The sequence below is a fragment of the Halorubrum laminariae genome (genome assembly GCF_024494655.1).
In the GTDB taxonomy this organism is placed as follows: Archaea; Halobacteriota; Halobacteria; order Halobacteriales; family Haloferacaceae; genus Halorubrum; species Halorubrum laminariae.
In genome coordinates, this window is record NZ_JANHDL010000002.1 from 507,559 (window position 1) to 529,994 (window position 22,436).

Annotated in this window: 21 protein-coding genes and 1 pseudogene; 11 read left to right on the top strand and 11 right to left on the bottom strand. The window is 66.5% G+C overall.

Annotation, left to right across the window (positions count from 1 at the left end; genetic code table 11):
• Positions 1–50: 50 nt before the first annotated feature.
• From hisI to NO887_RS05720, 3 genes are all read left to right on the top strand, one after another.
• Positions 51–467, top strand: a complete 417-nt coding sequence (gene hisI / locus NO887_RS05710) for a phosphoribosyl-AMP cyclohydrolase (RefSeq protein WP_256417495.1) — start codon at positions 51–53, stop codon at positions 465–467.
• Positions 468–1,673: a DUF7118 family protein gene (locus NO887_RS05715; RefSeq protein ID WP_256417496.1), complete on the top strand. Its 1,206-nt coding sequence runs from the start codon at positions 468–470 to the stop codon at positions 1,671–1,673.
• 106 nt (positions 1,674–1,779) lie between these two features.
• The gene (locus NO887_RS05720; protein ID WP_256417497.1) at positions 1,780–2,178 is read left to right on the top strand and encodes a DUF7975 family protein; all 399 of its coding nucleotides are present in this window, start codon (positions 1,780–1,782) and stop codon (positions 2,176–2,178) included.
• Between the two features lie 91 nt (positions 2,179–2,269).
• Here the strand turns inward: NO887_RS05720 and NO887_RS05725 are convergent, their stop codons facing one another.
• The 4 genes and pseudogenes from NO887_RS05725 to NO887_RS05740 form a co-directional block, all read right to left on the bottom strand.
• Entirely contained in the window at positions 2,270–3,073 is an 804-nt protein-coding gene (locus tag NO887_RS05725) for a DUF7500 family protein (protein WP_256417498.1), read from the bottom strand.
• Between the two features lie 696 nt (positions 3,074–3,769).
• Positions 3,770–4,372 (bottom strand): annotated as a pseudogene (locus NO887_RS18645) (archaellin/type IV pilin N-terminal domain-containing protein); the annotation flags it as partial.
• Positions 4,373–4,374: 2 nt separating this feature from the next.
• The gene (locus NO887_RS05735; protein WP_256417500.1) at positions 4,375–4,989 is read right to left on the bottom strand and encodes an archaellin/type IV pilin N-terminal domain-containing protein; all 615 of its coding nucleotides are present in this window, start codon (positions 4,987–4,989) and stop codon (positions 4,375–4,377) included.
• A gap of 333 nt (positions 4,990–5,322) precedes the next feature.
• Positions 5,323–5,661: a hypothetical protein gene (locus tag NO887_RS05740; protein WP_256417501.1), complete on the bottom strand. Its 339-nt coding sequence runs from the start codon at positions 5,659–5,661 to the stop codon at positions 5,323–5,325.
• 186 nt (positions 5,662–5,847) lie between these two features.
• Here NO887_RS05740 and NO887_RS05745 point away from each other — a divergent pair, with 186 nt between their 5' ends.
• Positions 5,848–6,186, top strand: a complete 339-nt coding sequence (locus NO887_RS05745; protein WP_256417502.1) for a helix-turn-helix domain-containing protein — start codon at positions 5,848–5,850, stop codon at positions 6,184–6,186.
• Between the two features lie 49 nt (positions 6,187–6,235).
• Here NO887_RS05745 and NO887_RS05750 read toward each other — a convergent pair whose 3' ends face one another.
• Complete coding sequence (locus tag NO887_RS05750) at positions 6,236–6,964, bottom strand: RAD55 family ATPase (RefSeq protein WP_256417503.1); 729 nt, start codon at positions 6,962–6,964, stop codon at positions 6,236–6,238.
• Between the two features lie 144 nt (positions 6,965–7,108).
• Between NO887_RS05750 and NO887_RS05755 the strand changes: the two genes are divergently transcribed.
• Both NO887_RS05755 and NO887_RS05760 read left to right on the top strand, forming a co-directional pair.
• Complete coding sequence (locus NO887_RS05755; RefSeq protein ID WP_256417504.1) at positions 7,109–7,672, top strand: HalX domain-containing protein; 564 nt, start codon at positions 7,109–7,111, stop codon at positions 7,670–7,672.
• Positions 7,673–7,864: 192 nt separating this feature from the next.
• Complete coding sequence (locus tag NO887_RS05760; RefSeq protein WP_256417505.1) at positions 7,865–9,373, top strand: molybdopterin-dependent oxidoreductase; 1,509 nt, start codon at positions 7,865–7,867, stop codon at positions 9,371–9,373.
• A gap of 30 nt (positions 9,374–9,403) precedes the next feature.
• Here NO887_RS05760 and recJ read toward each other — a convergent pair whose 3' ends face one another.
• Positions 9,404–10,822 carry a RecJ family nuclease gene (gene recJ, locus NO887_RS05765; protein WP_256417506.1) on the bottom strand — a complete coding sequence of 473 codons (1,419 nt, stop codon included), beginning with the start codon at positions 10,820–10,822 and terminating at the stop codon, positions 9,404–9,406.
• Positions 10,823–10,953: 131 nt separating this feature from the next.
• Here recJ and NO887_RS05770 point away from each other — a divergent pair, with 131 nt between their 5' ends.
• Positions 10,954–12,252: an O-acetylhomoserine aminocarboxypropyltransferase/cysteine synthase family protein gene (locus NO887_RS05770; RefSeq protein ID WP_256417507.1), complete on the top strand. Its 1,299-nt coding sequence runs from the start codon at positions 10,954–10,956 to the stop codon at positions 12,250–12,252.
• Positions 12,253–12,257: 5 nt separating this feature from the next.
• A complete protein-coding gene (gene metX, locus NO887_RS05775; RefSeq protein WP_256417508.1) occupies positions 12,258–13,553 on the top strand; it encodes a homoserine O-acetyltransferase MetX in 1,296 nt (431 codons plus the stop codon).
• 263 nt (positions 13,554–13,816) lie between these two features.
• Here the strand turns inward: metX and NO887_RS05780 are convergent, their stop codons facing one another.
• Positions 13,817–14,338, bottom strand: coding sequence for a DUF5807 family protein (locus tag NO887_RS05780; protein WP_256417509.1), 522 nt, complete (start codon positions 14,336–14,338; stop codon positions 13,817–13,819).
• Between the two features lie 379 nt (positions 14,339–14,717).
• Between NO887_RS05780 and NO887_RS05785 the strand changes: the two genes are divergently transcribed.
• Positions 14,718–17,228, top strand: a complete 2,511-nt coding sequence (locus NO887_RS05785) for a DEAD/DEAH box helicase (RefSeq protein ID WP_256417510.1) — start codon at positions 14,718–14,720, stop codon at positions 17,226–17,228.
• Positions 17,229–17,235: 7 nt separating this feature from the next.
• Here NO887_RS05785 and NO887_RS05790 read toward each other — a convergent pair whose 3' ends face one another.
• The 4 genes from NO887_RS05790 to NO887_RS05805 form a co-directional block, all read right to left on the bottom strand.
• On the bottom strand, positions 17,236–18,063 hold the full coding sequence (locus tag NO887_RS05790) for an MBL fold metallo-hydrolase (RefSeq protein ID WP_256417511.1): 828 nt from the start codon (positions 18,061–18,063) through the stop codon (positions 17,236–17,238).
• Between the two features lie 94 nt (positions 18,064–18,157).
• Positions 18,158–18,661, bottom strand: coding sequence for a Tfx family DNA-binding protein (locus NO887_RS05795; RefSeq protein WP_256417512.1), 504 nt, complete (start codon positions 18,659–18,661; stop codon positions 18,158–18,160).
• A 158-nt stretch (positions 18,662–18,819) separates the two neighbouring features.
• A complete protein-coding gene (locus NO887_RS05800) occupies positions 18,820–19,302 on the bottom strand; it encodes a TRAM domain-containing protein (protein WP_256417513.1) in 483 nt (160 codons plus the stop codon).
• Positions 19,303–19,429: 127 nt separating this feature from the next.
• Positions 19,430–19,777 carry a hypothetical protein gene (locus tag NO887_RS05805; RefSeq protein ID WP_256417514.1) on the bottom strand — a complete coding sequence of 116 codons (348 nt, stop codon included), beginning with the start codon at positions 19,775–19,777 and terminating at the stop codon, positions 19,430–19,432.
• A gap of 93 nt (positions 19,778–19,870) precedes the next feature.
• Here NO887_RS05805 and NO887_RS05810 point away from each other — a divergent pair, with 93 nt between their 5' ends.
• Entirely contained in the window at positions 19,871–20,143 is a 273-nt protein-coding gene (locus NO887_RS05810) for a glutaredoxin family protein (RefSeq protein WP_256417515.1), read from the top strand.
• A 100-nt stretch (positions 20,144–20,243) separates the two neighbouring features.
• Positions 20,244–22,415, top strand: coding sequence for an NAD-dependent DNA ligase LigA (gene ligA, locus NO887_RS05815; protein ID WP_256417516.1), 2,172 nt, complete (start codon positions 20,244–20,246; stop codon positions 22,413–22,415).
• Positions 22,416–22,436 lie beyond the last annotated feature (21 nt).

Sequence of the window (22,436 nt, forward strand, 5' to 3'; positions counted from 1 at the left end):
CAGTGTCGACAGACAAAAGGCCTATTCGGGACGCTCGCGTCCGGCGAGACATGAGCGATGTCGATGCGGACGCCGGGGAGGCACACGGTGACGAGACGGGCGCGACCGGGCCGATCGACGTCGACTTCGGCGACGACGGGCTCGTGCCCGCAGTCGCCCAAGACGCCGACTCGGGCGAGGTATTGATGCTCGCGTACGTCTCACCGGAGGCGCTCAAACAGACCCGCGAGACCGGCGAGGCGCACTACTACTCGCGCTCTCGCGACGAGCTGTGGCACAAGGGCGGATCGTCTGGACACACCCAAGCGGTCCGTGAGGTGCGCGTCGACTGCGACGCCGACACCCTGTTGTACCTCGTCGACCAGAACGTGGGCGCGTGTCACACGGGCCACCGGTCGTGTTTCTATCGCACGGTCGACGGCGAGCACGTCGGGGAGCGCGTGTTCGACCCGGACGAGGTGTACTGAATGGTCACGCAGGAGGCGGGCGGCGGCGCGGATACGTCGGGCGAGGCGGTGACGGGAGCCGACGCTCCGGAGACCGATCCCGGACCGGTCGCCGAGGCGGGCGAGGCGGCCGCAATCCTCCGGGAGCGATACGACGAACTCCGACGGATCGAGACTCGCATCGCCGACCTCGGACGCGAGCGCGTCGAGGCCGCCGCCGACGCCTACCGCCGGGCGCACCGCGTGCTCGACCAGTACGAGGAGGACGCGGTCGGGACCGGTGATTTCGGCTCGTACGTCCAGTTCCGCGGGGAGTTCGGCGAGGCTGTCGACATCGACGACGACGCGCTCGCGGCTGACGCGTTCAACGCCGCCGACGACGCCGTCGACAAGAAGCGACTCTCCGAGAGCGACTTCGCGGCCGCCCGCGACGCGCTCGATCCCGCCGGCGAGTACGTCGACCTCCTCGGCGACTACGACGACGCCGTCGACGCGTACCGAATTGCTAGAAAAGAGGCGAAGGCGGCACGGAAGACGCTCGATTCGCGGCTCGACGAACTCCGCACGGTCGCCGAGATGGCCGACGCGGACCTCGACGCCGATGTCGACCGCCTCCGCGAGCCGATCGAGTCGTACAACGAGTCGATACGGGACGCGTTCGCGTCGTTTTACGCCTCGGCCTCCGCCCGCGAGGTGTTCGCCTTCCTCGACCGGGCCGACGGGACTCCGTTCGTCGACGTTGACGTGCCGCCGACCGACTTGGCGGAGTACGTCGCCGACTACGAGGCGGGCGAGGAGCCGCTGCCGACGCTTCTGGAGTACGCCGACTACTCAAACTCGAAGCTCGACCACTACGTCGACGATCCCGGGGCGCTCCGGACCGCGGTCGCGGTCCACCGAACCTACATCGAGCGGCTCGTCGGTGAGCCGCTGACGCTCGACTGGCCCCCGGCCGGCGGCGACGAACTCGGCTACGAGATCGACGAGCTGATCCCGCTCGTCTCGCGGGTGGCCGACGACGAGACCGTCGCGACGCTGCGGTCGGTTCGGGAGCTCGCCCGCGACGACAGCTACGAGCGCCTGCGACGCGCGGCCGAGGTGCGCGACGCCTTGGACGAGTCCGAGTTGGCTCTCATCGAACGCGGCGTCGTCGACGAGCGCGTGCGAGAGGCGGAACGAACGCGGTCAGTCGTTGAAGACGTGCTGGCGGAGACGGAACGGGCGTGAGCCGCCGAGCGCGTCGGCCGATCGGTCGCGTGCGATCGGCCAGTCACGTGCAGTCGGTCAGTCGAGCGTGGGCGCTTTTTAAGAGGCGTCGGATCCGAGGGTGTGTATGACTCGGTTCGACGCCGCGACGGAAGCAGAGCGGCTGAAGCTGTTCGCGGACGCCGCGGCCGCACATCGGAGTCGTTCGAGTGACGTGATGACCGTCGATGTCGACCCCGACAGCGACGAGACCGACGGCGGTGGGGTTCCCCCGTGGATCCAGCTCGCGGGCATGGAGGTCGTGCTCGACTGCACCGATACGGAACTCGATCGGCTGAAGGGTCTCCTCGACGAGTTTCCGGAGTTCCGGATCGACGAACTCGTCAGCCCGAAGGAGGCCGAGGGGACGAACGCGGTGATCACCGCGCGGTCCGACGCGAATCGCGTAGCTGGGTTCATCGAGCGCGTGTTCCGGGAGGTGTACGTGCTCGACGACGACTACCGGGCATGGGTAACGGCGGTTTGACTTCCTTTCTGCGCTGAAGCGCGAGGCTTTCTCCTAGATTCAACGTGACCGACCGCGCCGACCCCGCTGCTCACAGCCGGTCAGTTCTGTTTCACTCGATCCGGAAGCCGCCGTTCTCCTCGGCCGCGCGGACGAGGTCGCCGATGCTGTCGCTCGCGGTGAGTCCCTGACTCGTCGCGAATCGCTTTATTGCGACCGGCGGCACGTCGACAGTGGTGTCCGCGGCGACGAGCAACAGCCCGAGCGCCTCCGGCGTCGGCGAGTTCGGTCCGGCGTTCGAGGCGAACCAGCTCACGAGCGCGTCAAACGTCGCGGTCACGTCGTTCGAGACCATCCGCTGGCGGGTGGTGTCGCCGTCGACGTGCAGCGTCGCGTCGATTCCGTACGTGAACCCGTCGTTGTCGAAGGAACTCGCGAGCCACCGACTCACCGCTTGTCTATCGGCCGCGGGGGCACCGCCGCCGCGTTGTGTACCTCCGCCGCGCTGTGGCCCCCCGCCGCGCTGTGGATCCCCCCCAGCGTGTCCATCGGGCGCTCGTGTGCTCGCGGGCTGGCCGTCGGCCGCCTGCCGGCCGCGGCTCCCGGGTGTCTGTCCGGCGTGGTTGGCGGGAGCCTGTCCTCCGTGGCCGCCGCTCGCCGCTCCGCCCGCAGCCTCGCCGCCGGCCGCACCCTCCGCCCGCTGACCTTCTGCCGGGCGGCGCGCGTCCGGGTTCTCCGGGTCTGCGGGTCTGAACTCGGAGTCGCCTTCGGCGGCGCGGTCCGGCTGCGACCGCCCGACCTTTGGCCGGCCATTCGTCCCGACGACGTACCGGCTCTCCCCGATCTCGACGACGTTCTCGTCGTCCGTGAAGTCGAGTTCGGTGGGATCGGCTGGCGGTGCGTCGTGGTCACTCATGACGTAGTAGTTGTCGCGCGATAAAATAGGTGTTCCGGGCGGCCGACCCGCCGCGGAGGTGGTCAGGAGGCTGTTCGAGGCTCGTTAGAGCCGGACCGCCTCGCCCTCCTCACTGAAGAGGTCGGGAGCCGTCACCTCGATCTGCGTCGTCGCGCCAGCGGGCGAGACGATGTCGAGCGTCGCGTCGTCACCCTCACCGAACGACGACTCATCGGCGAACGCACCCGAAGACGGATTCAGCAGAACCGTGTACTGGTTCTGGTCGTCTAAGACCGGATCCGCGGCGAAGTTGCCATCGGAACCGACGGCAAACTCATCGGAGTTGAGGTTCTGCACATCGTAGAAGGGGTACGGTGCTGAAACATTAACCTCCTCCTCGTCTCCTACGTTACCACTAGAATTTTCTAACTGTGCAGTCACGTTCTCTCCTTCAACCAGTTCGAGACTGGAAACATCGACAGAGACTATCTCTTCAGTCCCACCAGAAACATCCTCTGTCACGTTATTGCCCTGTTCGTCAGACACATTCAGTGTCTCGACACCTGCTTCGGCATTCACACCGACTTCGATCTGTTGATCGCCCTCCCAGATGGGTGTCTGTAGGTTAGTATTATTCGCGGTATCAGGCACAGACACGTCCGATTCGGATTCGAAGGTGTCGGAGTCGTCCGTATCTTCATCGCCGCTCTCGCTGACGAGTGCGACCGTCACGGTGTTTCCGTCGCTCACATTAAGATCGGGGATAGAGATCTCGTTGATCTCTCCCTCATCGAGGTCCTCGACAGGAACAGTAACGTTGTCGGTATCTTCTTTTCCGTCACTGATATTGAGGCCCGTGATATTACTATCATCGATGGTGCTCACGCCGATCTGGACGCTCTCGGCGTCAGTCGGAACGTTCTCCTGAAGCGTGACGTTATTGGCATTCTCAGGAACCGATACGTTAAACGCTTTGTCAGTAAACACAAGGTTCTCCTGTCCACCCGGGCCGACCGCCTGAACCGTCGTATCTGTCAGGTCGATGTCGTCAGCGCCGGGTGCGCCGGTGGTCGTCACGCGAATCTCGTTGAGTGTCGAGGTATCACTGCTGACGATACCGACGGAACTCGTCACTTCGATCCGCTCAGACACGAGGTCCGTACTCTCTTCGCCGGTCGATTCCGCCTGTGACTGGAGGAATCCAGCCGTGTTGATCAGCACGCCCGCGGCGATGGCGGCAACCAGCACCATCGCGATGAACACGATGAGCGTGCCGATACCGACCTGACCGCGGTCGTTGTTAGTAATGAATTCGAACATTGTTACAGCCTCACCGAGTCGCCGTCATCGCCGACCAGCGTGGTCGGGACGCGGATTTCGGTCGTCGTCGATGCGCCGGATGCGGTCGTGAACGTCACCGTAAGCGAGTCGCCCTCGGTGAGCGCGTACCCGTCATCGTCCTCGAACGTATCCGTTGCTTGGAGATTGATCGTGACCTCGGCACGGTCGCTGTTGTCAGTCAGAACGTTGCTGTCATCAGCTGTGGTGAAGATATCGTTGGTCGCCGGCGGGTCCTCGTCGAGCTGGAACGTCTCCTGCCCAGCGGTACCGACGAGTTCGACCGATACCTCGTTGAGATCTATGTTGTCCGCGCCGGGTGCGGATGCAACAACGAACTCGAGTTCACCGATACCCCGTTCGGTGGTGTTCGCGACATCGTCAGAGATGTCGCCAGACTGACTCACGACTTGCAGTCGTTCACTCACCTGACTTGTACTCTCTTCGCCCGTTGCCTCCGCCTGCGTCTGAAGGAAGCCGGCCGTGTTGATCAGAACACCCGCGGCGATCGCCGCCACGAGCACCATCGCGATGAACACGATGAGGGTTCCGATCCCCACTTGACCGCGCTCTTCCTCGTCCAGTATTGTTTCGAACATTGGTTGTGTTGCGTTGGCCCCCGGCCTGCCCGGCGGGCGTTACCGGAGGGAGTAGGAATTCCCTATTAAACACTCTGTGCCGATTATTCGTCCTGATAAACCGCTGCTGTCTTGCGCTTTTGGGGTTAATTTTAGAAGAACAGTGGTGATATTTGAACCGGATCGAACTTCGGCGTTATCGATGGTGATATTGGTTTGTCGGGGGAGTGTCGTCGCGGATTTCGGGTTTCACTCGGCGTCGAACTGGCTCGGCGAAGGGTATCCACGCGAAACCGTCTGTGACGCTACAGCGATCGGATCGATATCGTGGTTCGTCGAGGCGGTCGTACCGACCTACCGGTCCTGAATCCGCGTCAGCTCCGACTCCGGAATCACGAACTCCTGTGTCCCGGGCTCGTACACGACGAGGCTCCCGGCGACGAGCGCCATCGAGGCCGCGAACAGCCCGGTGGTGATAAGCAGGAGCGCCTGCGCGTTCGCAAAGCCCGTTTGAAAGGCAGCGATCGGCGTCCCCACGGCAGCGACGACGACGAGACCGAACCCGACGGCGAGGTACGCCATCGCCGTTCGACCTGACGACCGGTACGCCGCGACCGCGAAGGCCACGAGCGTCGCGCTCGCACCGGCCAACACGGTAGTCGTAACGAGGTACAATCCCTCGATAAGCTCCATACCTACCGTCCTTGAACTCGACGTATAAACCCACCGTGGCGGCTATCACGGGCGATAACACCGCGGAACACGGTTGTGAACGCGATACACGGAATACAGACGTAGAATCCGCGGCGAATCGGGTTCTCGCCCTGTCGTCAGCACCGGTATCCTTTTAAGCGCAAAAAATCAACATCGATAACGTGAATGGTGGGGGACGATCTGATAACGGTTCTCGGTAACAAGTATAACACGGACATCCTGACTGCGACGGGAGACGCGATGTCGGCACAGGACCTCAGCGACGAGATCGACGTGCCGATCGCGACGTGTTACCGCCGGATCAACGAACTCGAAGAGGCGGACCTCCTCGAACTCCACGACCGGCCGCTCTCGGACGAACACCGCCGAGTGAAGGTGTACCGACGGAAAGTCGACGGCGTCGAAGTCGACTTCCGCGACGGACTCACGATCGAGGTCGAAGAGCGCTCCGGGGTGAAAAACCGGCTCGACGATGTCTGGCGGGACCTCTCGTCTGGCCAGTGACGGTTCGGCTGCGCGAACCGCCGACGATCCCTCGCTGACGATCCCCTCGTCAGAACGACGGCTCGTCGGACCGCCCCATCATCGAAAATCCGCCGGCTCGCTCGTGGACCGTGATTCCACCCTCGCCGATCTCCATCGGGAAGATGTCCGTGTCGATGTCCTGTTTCCGCATTTTCGCCACCCACACGTATCGGTTCACGCCAGAGTCGGTCGGCGTCTGGATGAAGTAGATGTTCCCGTCGGTGAGGAAGTTCTCCAGTCCGACTTCCGTATCCGGGAAGACTGCTCCCTGTTCGTTGATGAGCAGCGACGTGAGTCCGTTCGCTTTGAGGATGTCTGAGAACTTCAGGAGATACGTCCGTTTCTCCTGTTCGGCGTCGAAAAACAGCTGGAACATCGACAGCGAATCGAGCACGAGCCGGTCGAACTCCCCGTCTTCGACGGTGTCGAGGAGCCGATCGACCGCCGTCGAGAAGTCGGTCTCGCGCAGCATCTCGCGTTTGTCCAGTATCACGATATCGCCGTCGTCGACGAGGTCGCCGAACCCGTCGAGACCGATGGACTCCGCGGCACCACGGATGTCGGCTTCGTCCTCCTCGAAAGAGACGTACACGCCACGTTCGTCGTGTTCTGTGGCTCCGTGGTGGAGGTACTGGATACCGAAGATACTCTTGCCGGTTCCGGGGTTCCCGGAGACGAGCACGGTCGATCGCTCCGTGATACCGCCGGTGAGGATCGAGTCGAGCCCCTCGACCCCGGTGGAGACGAGTTCAGACATTCGTCTCCGTGTTGGCGACGAGAGTATATAAAAGACGATCCGATGGACCGACCGCACAAACGGCGACAGCTTTATTTCTCGACACACCGCCCGTTCGTGTATGTCCGGTGAAGCGTCTTCCGTCGACCCCGGTGGTGACCGGCGGTGAGCGATCCCTCGGTTCTCGTCGTCGAAGACGAGCCCGACATCGCCGCGCTGTACGCCGGGTTCCTCGACGATCGATACGACGTGGCCGTCGCCGAGACGGCCGCAGACGCGATCGACCGAATCGACGCCACCTTCGACATCGTGCTGCTCGATCGCCGGCTCCCGGACGGGAGCGGCGACGACGTGCTCGATCACATCCGCGAGGCTGGCTACGACTGTCGGGTCGCGATGGTCACCGCCGTCGAGCCCGACTTCGATATCGTCGATATGGGATTCGACCTGTATCTCACCAAACCGGTCAGCCGATCGAAGCTGCTGGCGGCGATCGACACGCTCCTGACGCGGAGCGAGTACGACGACCTCATTCAGGAGGCCGCCGCGCTCGCGAGCAAGCGCGCGGTCCTCAACTCACAGAAGCCGGCGGCCCAGCGAGAGGGGAACGAGGCGTACAACGAGCTCGTCGATCGGCTCGACGACATCGACACCGACATCGACGACCTCAGCGAATCGCTCTCCTCCGACGACTACCGAGCGATGTTCCGGGATATCGGCGAGGCCTGACCAACCGAGCGATCGCCGAACCACGGTCGCTTCTCGCTTCTGCCTCCGATTTCGGACTGTCGCTCTCGATTCCGTCAACCCTCGAATAGACCACGAGACGGATAGCCGGGACGACTCACTAGGGCTGCTGTCGACAGTTACGACCGGGTTGCTGGAAGCGTCATTCAAGTAGTTGCGGCGCTATCAGATTGTATGCCGACTGGTATCACGGGGCGTGACTTCCTCCTCGCGGGCGCGGCTGGCACGGCCGCGGTTGCCGGCTCGTATCTTGTCGCCGGCTGGTCGCGCTCGTTCGTCGTCGCTCCGCTCGACCAAGCGATCGTCAATCTGACACCCGGGCCGATCGTGACGGTCGCCATCGAGACGCTCGGCGACGACGGGCATCTGCTCCACGTCGCTCTGGCGATCGCCGTCACGATCGGTCTGTTCGGCTCGCTGTCGCTTTCCGGACGGTGGATCACGACGCGAACCGACCGTCTCTCGCTCGGCGTCGCCGCGGCCGGTGGTGGATCGTGGCTGCTCGCCGCCGGAGTGACGGGAGCACCTGTTCCGGCACTCGGGGCCGCCCTTCCCGTGATCGCGGTCACTGCGCTCGGTAGCGGAGCGTCGACGAGCGACGACGCACAGCCTGTCGACGCGGTCCGTCGGCGGATGCTCCGAACGGTGTCCGGATCGTTCGCGTTCGCCGTCGCGGCGGTGATCGGACGACACGCGGTCGAGGCGGATCCCGGCGCGGAGGACGACGGTCCCGAGTCGCTCCCCGATGCCCCGCAGTCCGACGGGATCGAGACGCGGCTCCGAGAACTCGACTCGGCCGCGATCGCGCTCGAAAGCGACGACCTCCTCGGAATGGTGAGCCCGATCGGCGAGTTCTACAACGTCGACATCGCGCAACTCGATCCAGAGGTCACCGCGAGCGAGTGGTCGCTGACGTTCGCCGGCGAGACCGACTCCAAACGAACGGTCACGTTCGACGACCTGATCGAGCGTCCCGTAGAGCACCGAGCGATCTCGCTGCGGTGCGTCGGCGAACGGCTGAACGGACGAAAGCTCGACACCGCCGTCTGGACCGGCACCCCGATCCGACCGCTGATCGAGTCGGTCGACCCGGCCGGTGACTGCAACTGTGCGATGGTCCACGGCGAGGACGACTACTACGTCCAGTTTCCGGTCGACGTGCTCGCGGAGGGTTTCCTTGCGTGGGGAATGAACGGCAAGGCGCTCCCCGCCAGCCACGGTCATCCGGTCCGCGTGCTGATCCCGGGTCACTGGGGCGAGACGAACGTGAAGTGGCTCTCGGAGATCGAGCTGTTGAACGTCGAGGAGGACGGCTACTGGGAAGAGCGCGGCTGGGAGGGGACGGGCGAGGTGAAGACGGTCGCCAAGCTCTGGGACGAGGGGGTCACGGAGCTGCCTGACGGCCGGATCGAGCTTGCCGGCCACGCCTACGCCGGGACGCGGGGCGTCGAGCGGGTCGAAATATCGACTGACGGCGGCGAGTCGTGGACCGACGCGACCCTCTCTGACCCAGTCCCTGACGTCGACATCTGGCGACAGTGGCGGCACGTCTTCGATTCCGACGGCACGCACGAGGTGGTCGTCCGCGCGGTCGACGGCGAGGGGAACCGACAGATTCGGGAGGCGTCGGACCCGTCACCGTCCGGTGCGTCCGGCTGGGTCCGTCGGACCGTCGGCGAGTGATCTCTCGGTCGTCTCCGGACGCCTCACCACTCAGAGCTGCTCGCCAACCAGTCGATCGGCCTCCGCGAGGAAGGCGTCCCGCTCGTCGGCGGGGATCGTCGCCCCCGCAGCCACGTCGTGACCGCCGCCGTCGCCGCCGACGGCGCGGCTCGCCTCTCGCATCACCGCCGAGAGGTCGAGTCCGCGCCGCACGAGCGCGTGTGAGCCGCGTGAGGAGATCTTCAATTCGTCGGCGCTCTCCTCGGCGAACGCGATCACGGGCTTCGAGCTGTCGACCGCGGGCGATCCGATCGCCATCCCGGCGACGATACCGACGATCGTCTCTCGGATTCGCGTCCCCGCGTCGAACCACTGGAGATTCTCCTCGTGGGTGACCCCCTCGGTTTTTACCCACTGGAGGCCTTCCGAAAGGTTCCGGCGGTGGGTCCGGAGCAGTCGCCGCGCCTCCGCGAGGGCGTCGCCGCGGTCGCCGAGACACACCGCGAGCCCGACGCCCGCCCGGTCGTACCGCGCAGTGGCGTTGAGCAGGGTCGAGAATTCGCTCACGTCCCGCAGTTCGGTGCCCGCTTCCTCGTCGACGAGCGTGTAGGAGGTGCCGACGAGCGCCTCGATCCGGTCGGCGGGAACGCCCGAGGCGACGGCGCGACGCATCAACCCGGAGGCGAGCGTCTGTCGCTCCGTGCCGTCCAAGTCGACCCACCGCCGCCACTCGCCGTCGCGCTTCGCGTCGACATCGAGGTCGGCGAGGAACGATATCGCGCCGGCCTCGTCGTTCGACACGCCTGGAATCGTTACGTCGGAGGCGTACTCTAGGAGCTTCGGCAGCGGTCGGGTCTGTCTCCCGTACAGGTCCAAGTCCGTCCGCGTCTCGATCACGCCCGCATCGACGCCGTCGCGGACGATCTGTGCGTTGGCACCGACGAGTTCGCCGTCGGAATCCTGCATGTCGCCGACCGCGCCGACGACGGCCAGTGCCGCGAGATCGCGGTTATCGCCGTCGGGACCTTCGAGCGCGCGAGCGAGGACGTAGCTCGCGCCGGCTCCAGACAACTCGCTCGCGCCGTTGATCCCTTCAAGCAGCGGATTGAGGTGTAACTCCGTGTCGGCGTCGGCCGGCTGGTGGTGATCTGCGACGACGGGCGTGAAGTCGCCAGCGGATTCGTGCTCCGCGATGGCGTCGAGCTGTCCGGAGCCGAAGTCGGTGAAAAGCACAGTCTCGTACGTCGTCGCCGCGATACCGTCTATTGCCGCGTCGTCGAGCTGCTTCTCGAAGACGACCTCGTGGTCGATTCCGGCGCGCGCGAGCGCCGTCGACGCGACCGCAGCGCTCGTGAGTCCGTCGGCGTCGATGTGCGACGCGAGGAGGACCCGATCCGACGCGCGCAGCCGATCGGCGCACGCGTTCGCGCGACCGGCCAGATCTGGGACGGGGGAGTCGGCGACTGCCATTACCGTCCGATGGCGCTCGATGCCCGATAAACTCACGCCTCTGACGCACATCCGGACACCGACTCACCGACAGAGGCAACAGTTGCCGTAACTGACAGTTATAGATGTGTTCAGATATATGCACTACACACATGACACGTGGGTTCAACACCCGGAGTCTCCACGCCGGTGCAGAGGCCGATCCGGCGACCGGGTCGCGCGCGACCCCGATCCACCAGACGACCTCGTTCGTCTTCGACGACGCCGACACGGCGGCGGAGCTGTACGCGCTCCGGGCGGAGGGCAACGTCTACTCCCGGATAGCGAACCCGACCGTGCGGGTCCTCGAAGACCGTCTCGCGGATCTCTCCGGCGGCACCGGTGCCGTCGCGACCGGGTCCGGGATGGCGGCGTTCGACGCGATCGCCACCGTCCTCGCGAGCGCGGGCGACAACGTCGTCGCCAGTTCGGAGATGTACGGCGGCACCGCGACGTACCTCTCTAGTATCGCGAACCGGCGCGGGATCGAGACCCGGCTCGTCGACACGCTCGACGTCGAGGCCTACGCGGAGGCGATCGACGACGACACCGCGTTCGTCCACGTGGAGACGGTGGCGAACCCCTCGCTCGTCGTCCCGGACTTCGAGGCGATCGCCGCCGTCGCCCACGAGAACGCGGTGCCGCTCGTGGTCGACAACACGTTCGCGACGCCGTACCTCTGTCGACCGTTCGAACACGGCGCGGATATCGTCTGGGAGTCGACGACGAAGTGGATCACGGGCAACGGCACCACCGTGGGCGGCGTCGTCGTCGACGGCGGGCAGTTCCCGTGGGACCACCCCGACGCCGACTACGACGAGCTCGACGGCCAGTCGCCGACGTTCCCGATCGACTTCGTCGAGCGGTTCGGCGACGCCGCGTTCGCCAACGTCGTCCGCCAGCGCGGCGTGCGGACGACCGGGGGACAGCAGTCCCCCTTCGACGCGTGGCAGACGATTCAGGGGCTCAACACCCTCCCGCTTCGGATGGAGCGCCACTGCGAGAACGCCCGCGCGGTTGCCGAGTACCTCCGCGACGACGACCGGGTGGAGTGGGTGACGTACCCCGGATTCGACGACCACGACAGCCGCGACAACGCCGAGCGATACCTCGACGGCGATGGCGGGATGGTCACGTTCGGCGTCGACGGCGGCTACGAGGCCGCGAAGACGCTGTGTGAATCGGTGGACCTGACGAGCTTCCTCGCGAACATCGGCGACGCGAAGACGCTCGTGATTCACCCCGCCTCGACGACGCACGCGCAACTGGACGAGACCCAACAGCGGCTGGCCGGCGTCTTCCCGAACATGCTTCGCCTCTCCGTCGGCATCGAAGACGCCGACGATGTGATCGCGGACCTCGACCGCGGGCTAGCCGCGGGCGAGCGCGCGGCGATCGACTCGGAGGCGTGATTCGCGTGAGCGCAATCCCGACCGACCACGGTGTCGCCGAACTCGGCGAGTTCACCTTCGAGTGCGGCCAGTCGGTCCCGAACTTGGAGGTCGCCTACGAGACCCACGGCGAGTTCGAGGGCGACAACGTCGTGCTGATCTGCCACGCGCTCACCGGCAGCCAGAACGTCGCGCGATCGCCCGCGGCTAGCCGAGACGAGAGCGCCCGCGGGGCCGGGCAGGCCGGACAGGCCCGCGCGTGGTGGGACGACATCGTCGGACCCGGAAAGGCGATCGACACGACGGAGTACTATGTCGTCTGCGCCAACGTTCCGGGGTCCTGTTACGGGACGACCGGCCCAGCGAGCGAGCGACCGGACGGACTCGACCTCCCCGACGAGCCCGACCACGACCGGTGGGGGACCGCGTTCCCGCCGGTGCAGGTCGAAGACTGGGCGCGCGCACAGCGTCGCCTGCTCGATCACCTCGGCGTGGGCCGGCTCCGGGCCGTCGTCGGCGGCAGCGTCGGCGGGATGAACGTCTTGGAGTGGGCCAAGCGCTACCCCGACGATGTCGACCGGATCGTCGCTATCGCGACCGCCGGTCGGCTGGATGCGCAGTGTCTCGCGCTCGACGCGGTCGCCCGCCGCGCGATCCGCGCCGACCAGCACTGGAACGGCGGCGACTACTACGGCGACGACCGCCCTTCGCCGGACGAGGGACTCGCGCTGGCCCGACAGATCGGCCACATCATGTACCTCTCGAAGGCCTCGATGGAGCGGAAGTTCGGCCGGCGCTCGGCCGGTCGCGACTCGTTGACCCGAGAGGAGGGCGATCTGGGACTACCGCCGGAGCCGACGGCCGCCTTCTTCCCGTACCGCGAGGTGGAGTCGTACCTCGACTATCAGGCCGAGGGGTTCAGCGAGCGATTCGACGCCAACAGCTACCTCTACCTCACGCGCGCGATGGACGAGTATGACCTCTCGGCCGGTCACGGCCACGACGCGGACGCGATAGCCGCCTTCGAGGGCGAGGCGCTGCTCGTGAGTTTCACCGCCGACTGGCACTTCACCGTCGAGCAGTCGGCGTCGCTTGCGGATGCCTTCCGCGACCGCGACGTTCCCGTGGCCCACCACGTGATCGACTCGGACCACGGCCACGACGCGTTCCTCGTGGAGCCCGAACACGTCGGACCGCCGCTCCGCGACTTCCTCACAGAGGGCGTCGAGGGTCGCGCCGTTTCCGACGACGGCGGCGACGAGGAGGACCCACGTCCCGAGTCAGACCACGCGCCCGTCCACGCGAGCCTCTTCAGGGGATGATTTAGGGATAGGTTCGGTCGAGTCCCGGCAACCGACCTAGGAGCCGGTGGCGCGCCGTGAGCGGCCGCGAACACGCGGCCGTGAACGCCCGCGAGGGAGGCCGGCGGGGGCCGCGATGCGGTGCGTTCCGCGGCCCCCGCCGGCCGAGGCTGGGGAGGCGTGAGGTGCTGGGCGGAGCGGTCGGATGAGTCTCTTGCGGCGTCCGCGCCGACTGTCCGCTTACAAAAGACAAACTGCCGTGTCGACGCGGCCGCAAGCGCGCGTCACTCGTCGCGCTCGCCGATGACCCACTTATGCGAGTAGCTCTCGCCGCAGGTGCAGTGGGCGTACGCGTGGACCACGTCGCCGTCGGCGTAGATCCCACCGACCTCCTCGTTTTGCGCCTCCGCGAACGCGAAGACGAACTGCGTCGCGTGGGCGTCGTTGGAGTCACCATTGGCGTCAGATTCGTCGGCATCGTCGCCGCCATCGGTATCGTCGCCGCCATCGGCATCGTCGCCGCCGTCGGCATCGTCGTCTCCGAACGGGCAGACGCCGCCGTCAAGCGACCGCGCGATCTCTCCGTCTGCGCCCATCGCCGTCTTCGCGAACTCCATCGCGCCCATGCCTGTGCCGGCCTCGAACGCCGAGCGGCCGGTCTCGCCGTCGAGGATCAGGCGGACGCCGCCATCGGTCTCGGTGCCGACCGATCGGAGTCGAGAGTCGTCGTCGAGGTACGCGTCGCTCACGAAGAAGACCACGTCGTCGAGCCGCTCGCCAGCGAGGAACTCGTCGAGGTTGCTCATGCCGGCCCGACGCGCGTGAGCGGTAAAAGGCGTGCGAGTCGCGCCGACGACCTGCCCCCGAAGCGATCCCGTCACACCACCTGACCGACGCCAACACAACCGACGCCAACACAACCGACGCCAACACAACCGACGCCAACACAACCGACGCCAACACAACCGCTGCCAACACGACCAAAATCGGGGTAAGTGTTAATACGTACCACTGAGATCCGTTGCGTGATGAGCGCGCAAACCCCATCCGGAGACCGACTCGTCGAGTGGGCACAGTTGGTCGACGAGACGGTTCCGGACGAGGTCCACGAGGACCGCTCCGCCGAGCGATAACTTTCACCCCGCTTCGCGAAGGCTTTAGGCCGGAGGGGGCGTAGGCCCGCCGATGGCGACCGAGGCCGCCGGTATCGACCGACCGCTGCTCGTCGACGACTACCTCCAGCACCGCCGCTACCAGTTCCAACTGGCCGACGCAGCCGCAGCCGACCACACGCTCGTCTGTCTGCCGACAGGCCTCGGCAAGACCACGGTCAGCCTGCTCGTCACCGCACAACGGCTCCACGAGGCGGGCGGGAAGGCGCTGTTTTTGGCCCCCACCAAGCCGCTTGTCCAGCAGCACGCGGAGTTCTACCGCGAGGCGCTCTCGATGCCGGACGACGAGATCGTCGTGTTCACGGGCGACGTGAAACCCGACGACCGCGCCGCGGTCTGGGCGGACGCTCGAATCGTGATTGCGACCCCGCAGGTCGTCGAGAACGATCTGGTCGGCAACCGGATCTCGCTTCGCGACGTGACGCACTGCACCTTCGACGAGTGTCACCGCGCGACCGGCGACTACGCGTACGTGTATATCGCGGAACGGTACCACGCCGACGCAGCCGACCCGCTCGTCACCGGGATGTCGGCGTCGCCCGGCGGCGACACCGAAGAGATCCAGACCGTCTGTGAGAACCTCGGCTTAGTGAACGTCGAGGTGATGACCGAGGAGGACGCCGACGTCGACGAATACACCCACGACACCGACGTCCGATGGGAGCAGATCACCCTTCCCGACGAGGTGATCGCGATCCGGGACGCGCTGAACGAGGTGATTGCAGACCGACTGGAGAAGCTCAAACGGCTTGGCGTGACGAACAAGACGAGTCCCGACCTCTCGCAACGCGACCTCAACGAGATGCGCGGGAAGCTGAAGAAGATGATGGACAACGACCAGTCGGAGGGGTACAAGGGGATGAGCACCCACGCGGAGGTGATGAAGCTCCGCCGTGCCGTCGAGCTCGTCGAGACGCAGTCGGTGGAGTCGGTCCGGCGCTACTTCGAGCGCCAACGCGAGGCTGCCCGTTCGTCGGGCGCATCGAAGGCGAGCCAGCGGATGGTCGCGGACCCCAAAGTCAGAGAAGCGATGCGGAAGGCGGAGTCGTTCGACGGGCTCCACCCGAAGTTCTCGAAGGCCCGGATTCTGCTCGCGGAGACGCTCGGGATCAACGAGGGCGAGCGGGCCATCCTGTTCACGGAGTCCAGAGACACCGCCGAGGCGCTCGTCGAGTTCCTCTCCGCAAGCTTCGCTGTCCGCAAGTTCGTTGGGCAGGGTGACAAGGAGGGGTCCGACGGAATGAGTCAGATCCAGCAGCAGGAGACGCTTGACGCGTTCAAAGACGGCGAGTTCGAGGTACTCGTCTCCACGAGCGTCGCGGAGGAAGGGCTCGACGTCCCCGAAGTCGATCTCGTGTGCTTCTACGAGCCGGTTCCCACCGCCATCCGCTCGATCCAACGGAAGGGGCGGACCGGTCGGCAAGCCGAAGGGCAGGTCGTCGTTCTGATGGCCGAAGACACCCGCGACGAGGCGTTTTTCTGGATATCGCGTCGGCGCGAGAAGAAGATGGCCAGCCAGCTCGCCGAGTTGAAGACCGCCACCGGCGATATCGAGGACTCCGTCGGCGGCGACGGGCAGGCGGGGCTTAACTCGTTCGCTGACCAGTCCACAGACGACGGCAATGCGGACGGCGACGACGGCGACGCTGGTGCGTCCCACAGCGGCGAGGACAGCGACGGGGGCAGCGTCGACGGTAACGGCGGCGACGGTAACGGCGGCGACGCCGGGCTCACCGACTTCGCCGCGAAGGCACGGGGTGGAGACGAGAACAAGACGACGACAGAAACCAACGCGGGCGACGGCGGCAGGGATGCGACCGATAGCGACGAAGGCAGCGACTCGGACGGCGTCGTCGCGACCGCCGGCGTCGAAGACGGCGTCGAGATCGTCGTCGACCAGCGCGAGCTCGACTCCTCGATCGCGAAGGACCTCTCGACGCGAGACGGCCTCCTCACGCGGCTCGAGACGCTTGCAGTTGGCGATTACGTGCTCTCAGACCGCGTGGCCGTCGAGCGCAAATCCGCAGCCGACTTCGTGGACTCGATGCTCGACGCCGACCGCTCGTTGTTCAAGCAGGTCGGAGAGCTGTCTCGCGCGTACGCCAGACCCGTCTTGATCGTCGAGGGAACGAACCTCTACGGCCAGCGCGACATCGACCCCAACGCGATCCGCGGCGCGCTCGCGTCACTCGCGGTCGACTTCGACGTAAGCGTCCTGCGGACCGAAGGCGAGACGGACACCACGGAACTGCTCGCGACGATCGCCAAACGGGAGCAAGAGACCCGCGACCGCGAGGTGAGCGTCCACGGCGAGAAGACGACGAAGACCCGCGCAGAACAACAAGAGTACGTCGTCTCCTCCATCGCCGACATCGGCCCGGTCACCGCTCGGTCGCTGTTAGAGCACTTCGGCACCGTCGAGGCGGTGATGACGTCGCGGGAGGACGACCTCCTCGACGTGGACGGCGTGGGGTCGGTGACCGCCGAGCGCATCCGCGAGGTCGTCGGCAGCGAGTACGAGTAGCGTCCCCCTACAGTTCGTAGACCTCGCCGTCGACCGCCAGTGGCTCCTCGAACGCCTCGTCGGCGGGGTAGTAGTGCGCGAGGTGGACGAGCCGCGTCTGTGTCGCGTCGAGGGCGTCAGCGAGCGAGAGCGCGCCCTCTCGCGTCATGTGCTTCGTCCCAAACGTCCGCGGAAGGCCGTCCGGGCCCTCGTGACGGCCGCCGATCGGGTGATGGTGACAGAGCGACGCCGGGACGATGGCGTCAGCCAAGAGGAGGTCGGCCCCGGCGAGTGCCTCCCGAGAGCGCTCGGGGATGCCGTAGCTGGTGTCGCCGGTGAGCGAGAGCTTCGCGCCCGTCTTCGGATCTTCGATGACGACGCCGAAACACAAAAGCGGCGGGTGGTCGACGGGGACAAACCGGACCTCCAGACCGCACGTCTCGAACGGGTCGAACGGGTCGCGGGCGTGGACGCCGATCCGGTCTTCGAGGTAGTCATACTTGCGTCGGATCGTCTCGGCGACGCTCTCGTCGGTCGCGGGATCGGTCTCGTTCGGCGCGTGGACCGGGAGCCCGTCGACGAGCCGGTAGACGTTGCCGAGTCCGTCGAGGTGGTCGAAGTGGATGTGCGTCACGATCCCGGCGTCCGGGAGCGGGACATCGGCCGCGAGGAACTGCTGCCTGAAGTCCGGGCTGAAGTCGACGAGCAGGGCCTCGCCGGTGCGCTCGTTTTCGACGTGGACGGAGAACCGCGAGCGCGACACCCCTCGTTCGCGCGCCGCCTCGCAGGTGTCGCAGTCGCAGCCGACCGTCGGTGTCCCCGTCGTGTTACCGGTGCCGAGGAGCGTGACGCGCATGGGCAGCCGTCCTCGGGCCACGGCCTTAGCGTCCGCGGTCGGAAGCGATCGCCCAGCTACTGATCGCCCGGCTGTATTACGGCCGCCGGCTGTGTTACGGCCGACGCACCCGGATCTGTCCGTCCGCGTCGACGGTGACGAAGAGGCGCGACCGGACCTCGCGGCCGCGGACCGCGTCGCCAGCGCGGTCGCCGATCGCTTTCATCAACTCCGGCGCGGTCTGGTTCACCTTCACGCCCGCCTCGTCACAAGCGTCGTACACACGCTTCGGGGCGTCGTAGAGGTCCGTCCCCTGCTCGATCTCGACCCGAACTGGCGCAGAGAGCGCTTCCGCGAACGCGACCGTCTCACGGGCCCGTTCCACGTTGTCGCGGGCGCTCGCCTCGACGCTTGAGACGTTCGCCCGCGACGTTCCGAGTCGATCAGCGATGTCCGACTGGCGGAGCCCGCGTTCCCGCAGCGCGAGCACCTCGGCCTGCCGGTCCGTGAGGACGCTCTCGGCGGCGTCGAACCCGGCCCGTTCGAGCAGATCCGCGGCATCGACGCTGTCGCGGTCGGGGTCCGGATCGCTGTCGGCCGGGGCGTCGTCTGCGACCATACCGATTCGGACGAGACGCGCGTTCAAAAAACGGCGGTTTCGAGAAGCGCGTCCCGGTGGCGCGCGACAGAAAAACCGGGTGCGCGGCGGCACAAAAAACAAGCGCGTGAGCGGCGGCGTTCGGACTGTCCGTGGGGCAGGGCCGCCCCGAGAGCCGATCACTTGCCCCAGAAGTTCTCGCGGCTGCCGAGCCGTTCGCGGTCCGGCCGGTCGCGGCGACGGTCGCCGTCGGTGTCTTCCGTGTCTGCGTCCGCGTCCGCCTCCGGGGCGTCTGCGTCAGCGTCTTGGTCGTCTTCGTCGTCTTCGTCGGGGAGGCGCTCAACGATATCCTTCGCGGTTGCGTGACTCGACTTCACGCGGTGGATCCGCACCTCGGCGCGCGCCGGCGGGAGGAGCCCGTCGACGAGCACGATGAAGCCGTCGTCGGTGCGACCGACGCCCGCCCCGCTCTCGTGGATGTCGTCGACCTCCACGACGACCTCCTCGCCGGGCTGGACGGGCTGCTGTTTCAGCTCGTAGATCGGCATGTCGTAGTGGCTACACCACTCCGCGCCGCCCTTGTTGCCGTAGTGTTGACACCCCATCCCCGTGATCTGTTCGTCGAATCTGGGGCAATCGTCGGCGAGTGGACAGTCCGCCATACCGTACAGGAGTCCGGCCGCCGTTGTAAACGTTTTCGACTCTCAGACCGAAATTCGACGGAATCGGGCGATACACGCGGTCGAGCGGCCGCTGATCGAGCGTGTGCGTGTCCCGGACACACGGTGGTCACAGGAACTCGCGAACCTCCGAGTACCACATGTCATGGTGGTCGACGGCACCGATCGCATCAGCCACGTCGACCGCGATCGCGTGCCAGCACCGCTCATCGGGAGCTGCCGGATCGAGGTTGTACGTCGCGTCCGCGCAGGTACACTCACCGTCTTCGATCACATACTCGTCCTCGTGGCCGACGACGACGGTGAAGTCCCGGTAGCGCTTCACTCGCCCCTCGCCGACCGCCTCGATGGCGCGCTTTCCGCGGTCGCCGTGGTCGTCGACGATCGCGGCAGCGATCGGGCCGGTCAGCTCGCCGGCCTCGGCAATCGCCCCGCGCCAATCGTCGACCGGCTCCATGCCGTCCCGTTCTCGCGCGGTCCGTTAAACACCGTCGGTCACCTCGATCCCCCGATCGCAAGCGATTCACCGCCCCCGATCGAAACGAAGCCGATGAGCGAGACGGACGCGCCGGAGGCAGTCCCCGTAACGGTGTACACCCGCGAGAACTGTTCGCTCTGTGTCGTCGCACGCGAGACGATCGAGGACGTGGCCGCCGACCTCGACGTGCCGATCGATCTGGAGCTGGTCGACATCGACGAGGATCCCGAACTCGCCGACGAGTACGGCGAACGCGTCCCGTACGTGTTCGTCGACGGCCATCCGGCGTTCAAATACGAGGTCGACGAGCGCGAATTGCGGCTGAAGCTGCTGGCGGCGACGTGACTGGAAACACGCTCGCGACCCGGTCGCGCAGAAACTCTCTCGACACAGGCGGGGAACGCGAACGGTCATTTTTAACCGAAGCCGCCGCAAGCGTCGGTCGATGACGAACGCGCCATCCGGGTCGTCGACCCGGTACGCGGACCCGGACGAGAACCCCTACGTCGAAGCGCCGCCGACAGACTTCGCGCCGGTCGCGGAGCTGTCGCCCGACGCGGCGGCCGAGCAGGCCGATCTCCTGCGAGCGGCGATCCGCGAACACGACTACCGGTACTACGTCGAGGCCGATCCGATCATTCCTGACGAGACGTACGACGCGCTGTTCGCTCGGCTCCGCGACCTCGAAGACGCCTTCGACCTCTCGACCGAGCACTCCCCGACGCGACGCGTCGGCGGCGAGCCGCTCGACGAGTTGGACACCGTCGAGCACCTCGCGCCGATGCGGTCCATCGACAACGCGACCGACGCCGACGCGGTCTGCGAGTTCGACGAGCGCGTCCGGCGCGGCGTCGCCGACGCAGGGCTCGATCCGGACGCGGTCGCGTACGTCTGCGAGCCGAAATTCGACGGCCTCTCGGTCGAACTCGTCTACGAGGACGGCGCGTACGTTCGTGCTGCTACCCGCGGTGACGGGATAGAGGGCGACGACGTGACCGAGCAAGTGCGGACGATCCGGTCGGTCCCCGAACGCCTCCGAGGCGACCCGCCCGCGCGACTCGCGGTCCGCGGCGAAGTGTATATGCCTCGGGACGCGTTCGCCGCGTACAACGAGAAACTGATGGAGCGCGGCGAGGAGCCGTTTGCGAACCCCCGAAACGCCGCTGCTGGAACTCTCAGACAGCTCGACCCATCCGTGGTCGCCGAGCGGCCACTCGACATCTTCGTGTTCGACGTGCTGGCGTGGGAGGCGGACGGCGGCGAGCGCGGCGGAGCACAGATGGACCGACCCGCCACCCACCGGGAAGAATTCGACGCGTTCGATCGCTTCGGACTCCGACGCACCGACCGCGTGGACGTGGTCGACGACATCGAGGCCGCGATCGACTACCGCGACCGGATCTTGGCCGACCGCGACGACCTGAACTACGCGGTCGACGGGGTCGTGCTATCAGTGAACGACCGCGCCGCCCGCGAGGCGCTCGGGTCGACCTCGCGGGCCCCCCGATGGGCGTTCGCGTACAAGTTCCCGCCGCGGACCGCGACGACGACCGTCGAGGGGGTCACCGTACAGGTCGGACGCACCGGGCGGCTCACGCCGGTCGCCGAGTTGGATCCCGTCGAGGTTGGCGGGGTCACCGTCTCGCGGGCGACACTGCACAATCCCGCCGAGATCGAGGCGCTCGGGATAAACGTCGGCGACCACGTCCGGATCTACCGCGCCGGCGACGTGATCCCCTACGTCCCCGAGGTGGTCGAGAAGCGCGCCGAGGGGACCTACGACTTCCCCGAGACGTGTCCGGTCTGTGGCGCGCCCGTCGAGCGCGACGGGCCGCTCGCTTTCTGCACCGGTGGGCTCGGCTGTCCCGCCCAGATCGACCGCGCGATCGAACACTGGGCGCGCCGAGACGCGTTGGATATCGATGGACTCGGCCCGGAGCGCGTCGAACAGCTCCGCGAGGCCGGACTCGTCGAGTCACTGCCCGACCTGTACGACCTGACTGTCGGCGATCTCACCGACTTGGAGGGATGGGGCGAGACGAGCGCCGAGAACCTGATAGCCGAGCTGGACGCCACCCGCGATCCCCCGCTCGACGCGTTTCTCGCCGGGCTCGGGATCCCGGACGTCGGCGCGACGACCGCTCGCGCGCTCGCGACGCACTTCGGTGACCTCGACGCGCTCCTCGACGCCGACGAGGACGCCCTCCGCGAGGTCGACGACATCGGTCCCGAGGTTGCCGACTCGATCCGGACGTTCTTCGACCGCGAGGAGAACCGCGCGGCGATCGCGGAGCTCCGCGAGCGAGGGGTCGATCCCGAGCCGGTCGACACCGGCCCGGACGACGGACAGGCGGACGCGCTCGCGGGCCTGACCTTCGTCTTCACGGGCTCGCTGTCGGTGACTCGGAGCGAGGCGCAGGTGCACGTCGAGGCGCACGGCGCGTCGGCGACATCCTCGGTGTCGGGAAACACCGACTACCTCGTTGCCGGAGAAAACCCCGGTCACTCGAAGCGCGCCGACGCCGACGCCGAGGGTGTCCCCGTGCTCGACGAGGCCGCGTTCGCCGACCTGCTCGCCGACCACGACGTCGAGTGGCCGCCGGCGGATCCCGAGTGATCGACCGCTCGGTAACGAGCG

Bases quoted from the DNA above. Each gene is read 5' to 3' on its own strand.
- NO887_RS05770 (WP_256417507.1), top strand. From the start codon at position 10,954: ATGACACGTGGGTTCAACACCCGGAGTCTCCACGCCGGTGCAGAGGCC.
- NO887_RS05790 (WP_256417511.1), bottom strand. From the start codon at position 18,063: ATGCGCGTCACGCTCCTCGGCACCGGTAACACGACGGGGACACCGACG.
- NO887_RS05795 (WP_256417512.1), bottom strand. From the start codon at position 18,661: ATGGTCGCAGACGACGCCCCGGCCGACAGCGATCCGGACCCCGACCGC.
- NO887_RS05800 (WP_256417513.1), bottom strand. From the start codon at position 19,302: ATGGCGGACTGTCCACTCGCCGACGATTGCCCCAGATTCGACGAACAG.
- hisI (WP_256417495.1), top strand. From the start codon at position 51: ATGAGCGATGTCGATGCGGACGCCGGGGAGGCACACGGTGACGAGACG.
- NO887_RS05785 (WP_256417510.1), top strand. From the start codon at position 14,718: ATGGCGACCGAGGCCGCCGGTATCGACCGACCGCTGCTCGTCGACGAC.
- NO887_RS05735 (WP_256417500.1), bottom strand. From the start codon at position 4,989: ATGTTCGAAACAATACTGGACGAGGAAGAGCGCGGTCAAGTGGGGATC.
- NO887_RS05720 (WP_256417497.1), top strand. From the start codon at position 1,780: ATGACTCGGTTCGACGCCGCGACGGAAGCAGAGCGGCTGAAGCTGTTC.
- ligA (WP_256417516.1), top strand. From the start codon at position 20,244: ATGACGAACGCGCCATCCGGGTCGTCGACCCGGTACGCGGACCCGGAC.
- recJ (WP_256417506.1), bottom strand. From the start codon at position 10,822: ATGGCAGTCGCCGACTCCCCCGTCCCAGATCTGGCCGGTCGCGCGAAC.
- NO887_RS05725 (WP_256417498.1), bottom strand. From the start codon at position 3,073: ATGAGTGACCACGACGCACCGCCAGCCGATCCCACCGAACTCGACTTC.
- NO887_RS05740 (WP_256417501.1), bottom strand. From the start codon at position 5,661: ATGGAGCTTATCGAGGGATTGTACCTCGTTACGACTACCGTGTTGGCC.
- NO887_RS05805 (WP_256417514.1), bottom strand. From the start codon at position 19,777: ATGGAGCCGGTCGACGATTGGCGCGGGGCGATTGCCGAGGCCGGCGAG.
- NO887_RS05760 (WP_256417505.1), top strand. From the start codon at position 7,865: ATGCCGACTGGTATCACGGGGCGTGACTTCCTCCTCGCGGGCGCGGCT.
- NO887_RS05750 (WP_256417503.1), bottom strand. From the start codon at position 6,964: ATGTCTGAACTCGTCTCCACCGGGGTCGAGGGGCTCGACTCGATCCTC.
- NO887_RS05810 (WP_256417515.1), top strand. From the start codon at position 19,871: ATGAGCGAGACGGACGCGCCGGAGGCAGTCCCCGTAACGGTGTACACC.
- NO887_RS05715 (WP_256417496.1), top strand. From the start codon at position 468: ATGGTCACGCAGGAGGCGGGCGGCGGCGCGGATACGTCGGGCGAGGCG.
- NO887_RS05745 (WP_256417502.1), top strand. From the start codon at position 5,848: ATGGTGGGGGACGATCTGATAACGGTTCTCGGTAACAAGTATAACACG.
- NO887_RS05780 (WP_256417509.1), bottom strand. From the start codon at position 14,338: ATGAGCAACCTCGACGAGTTCCTCGCTGGCGAGCGGCTCGACGACGTG.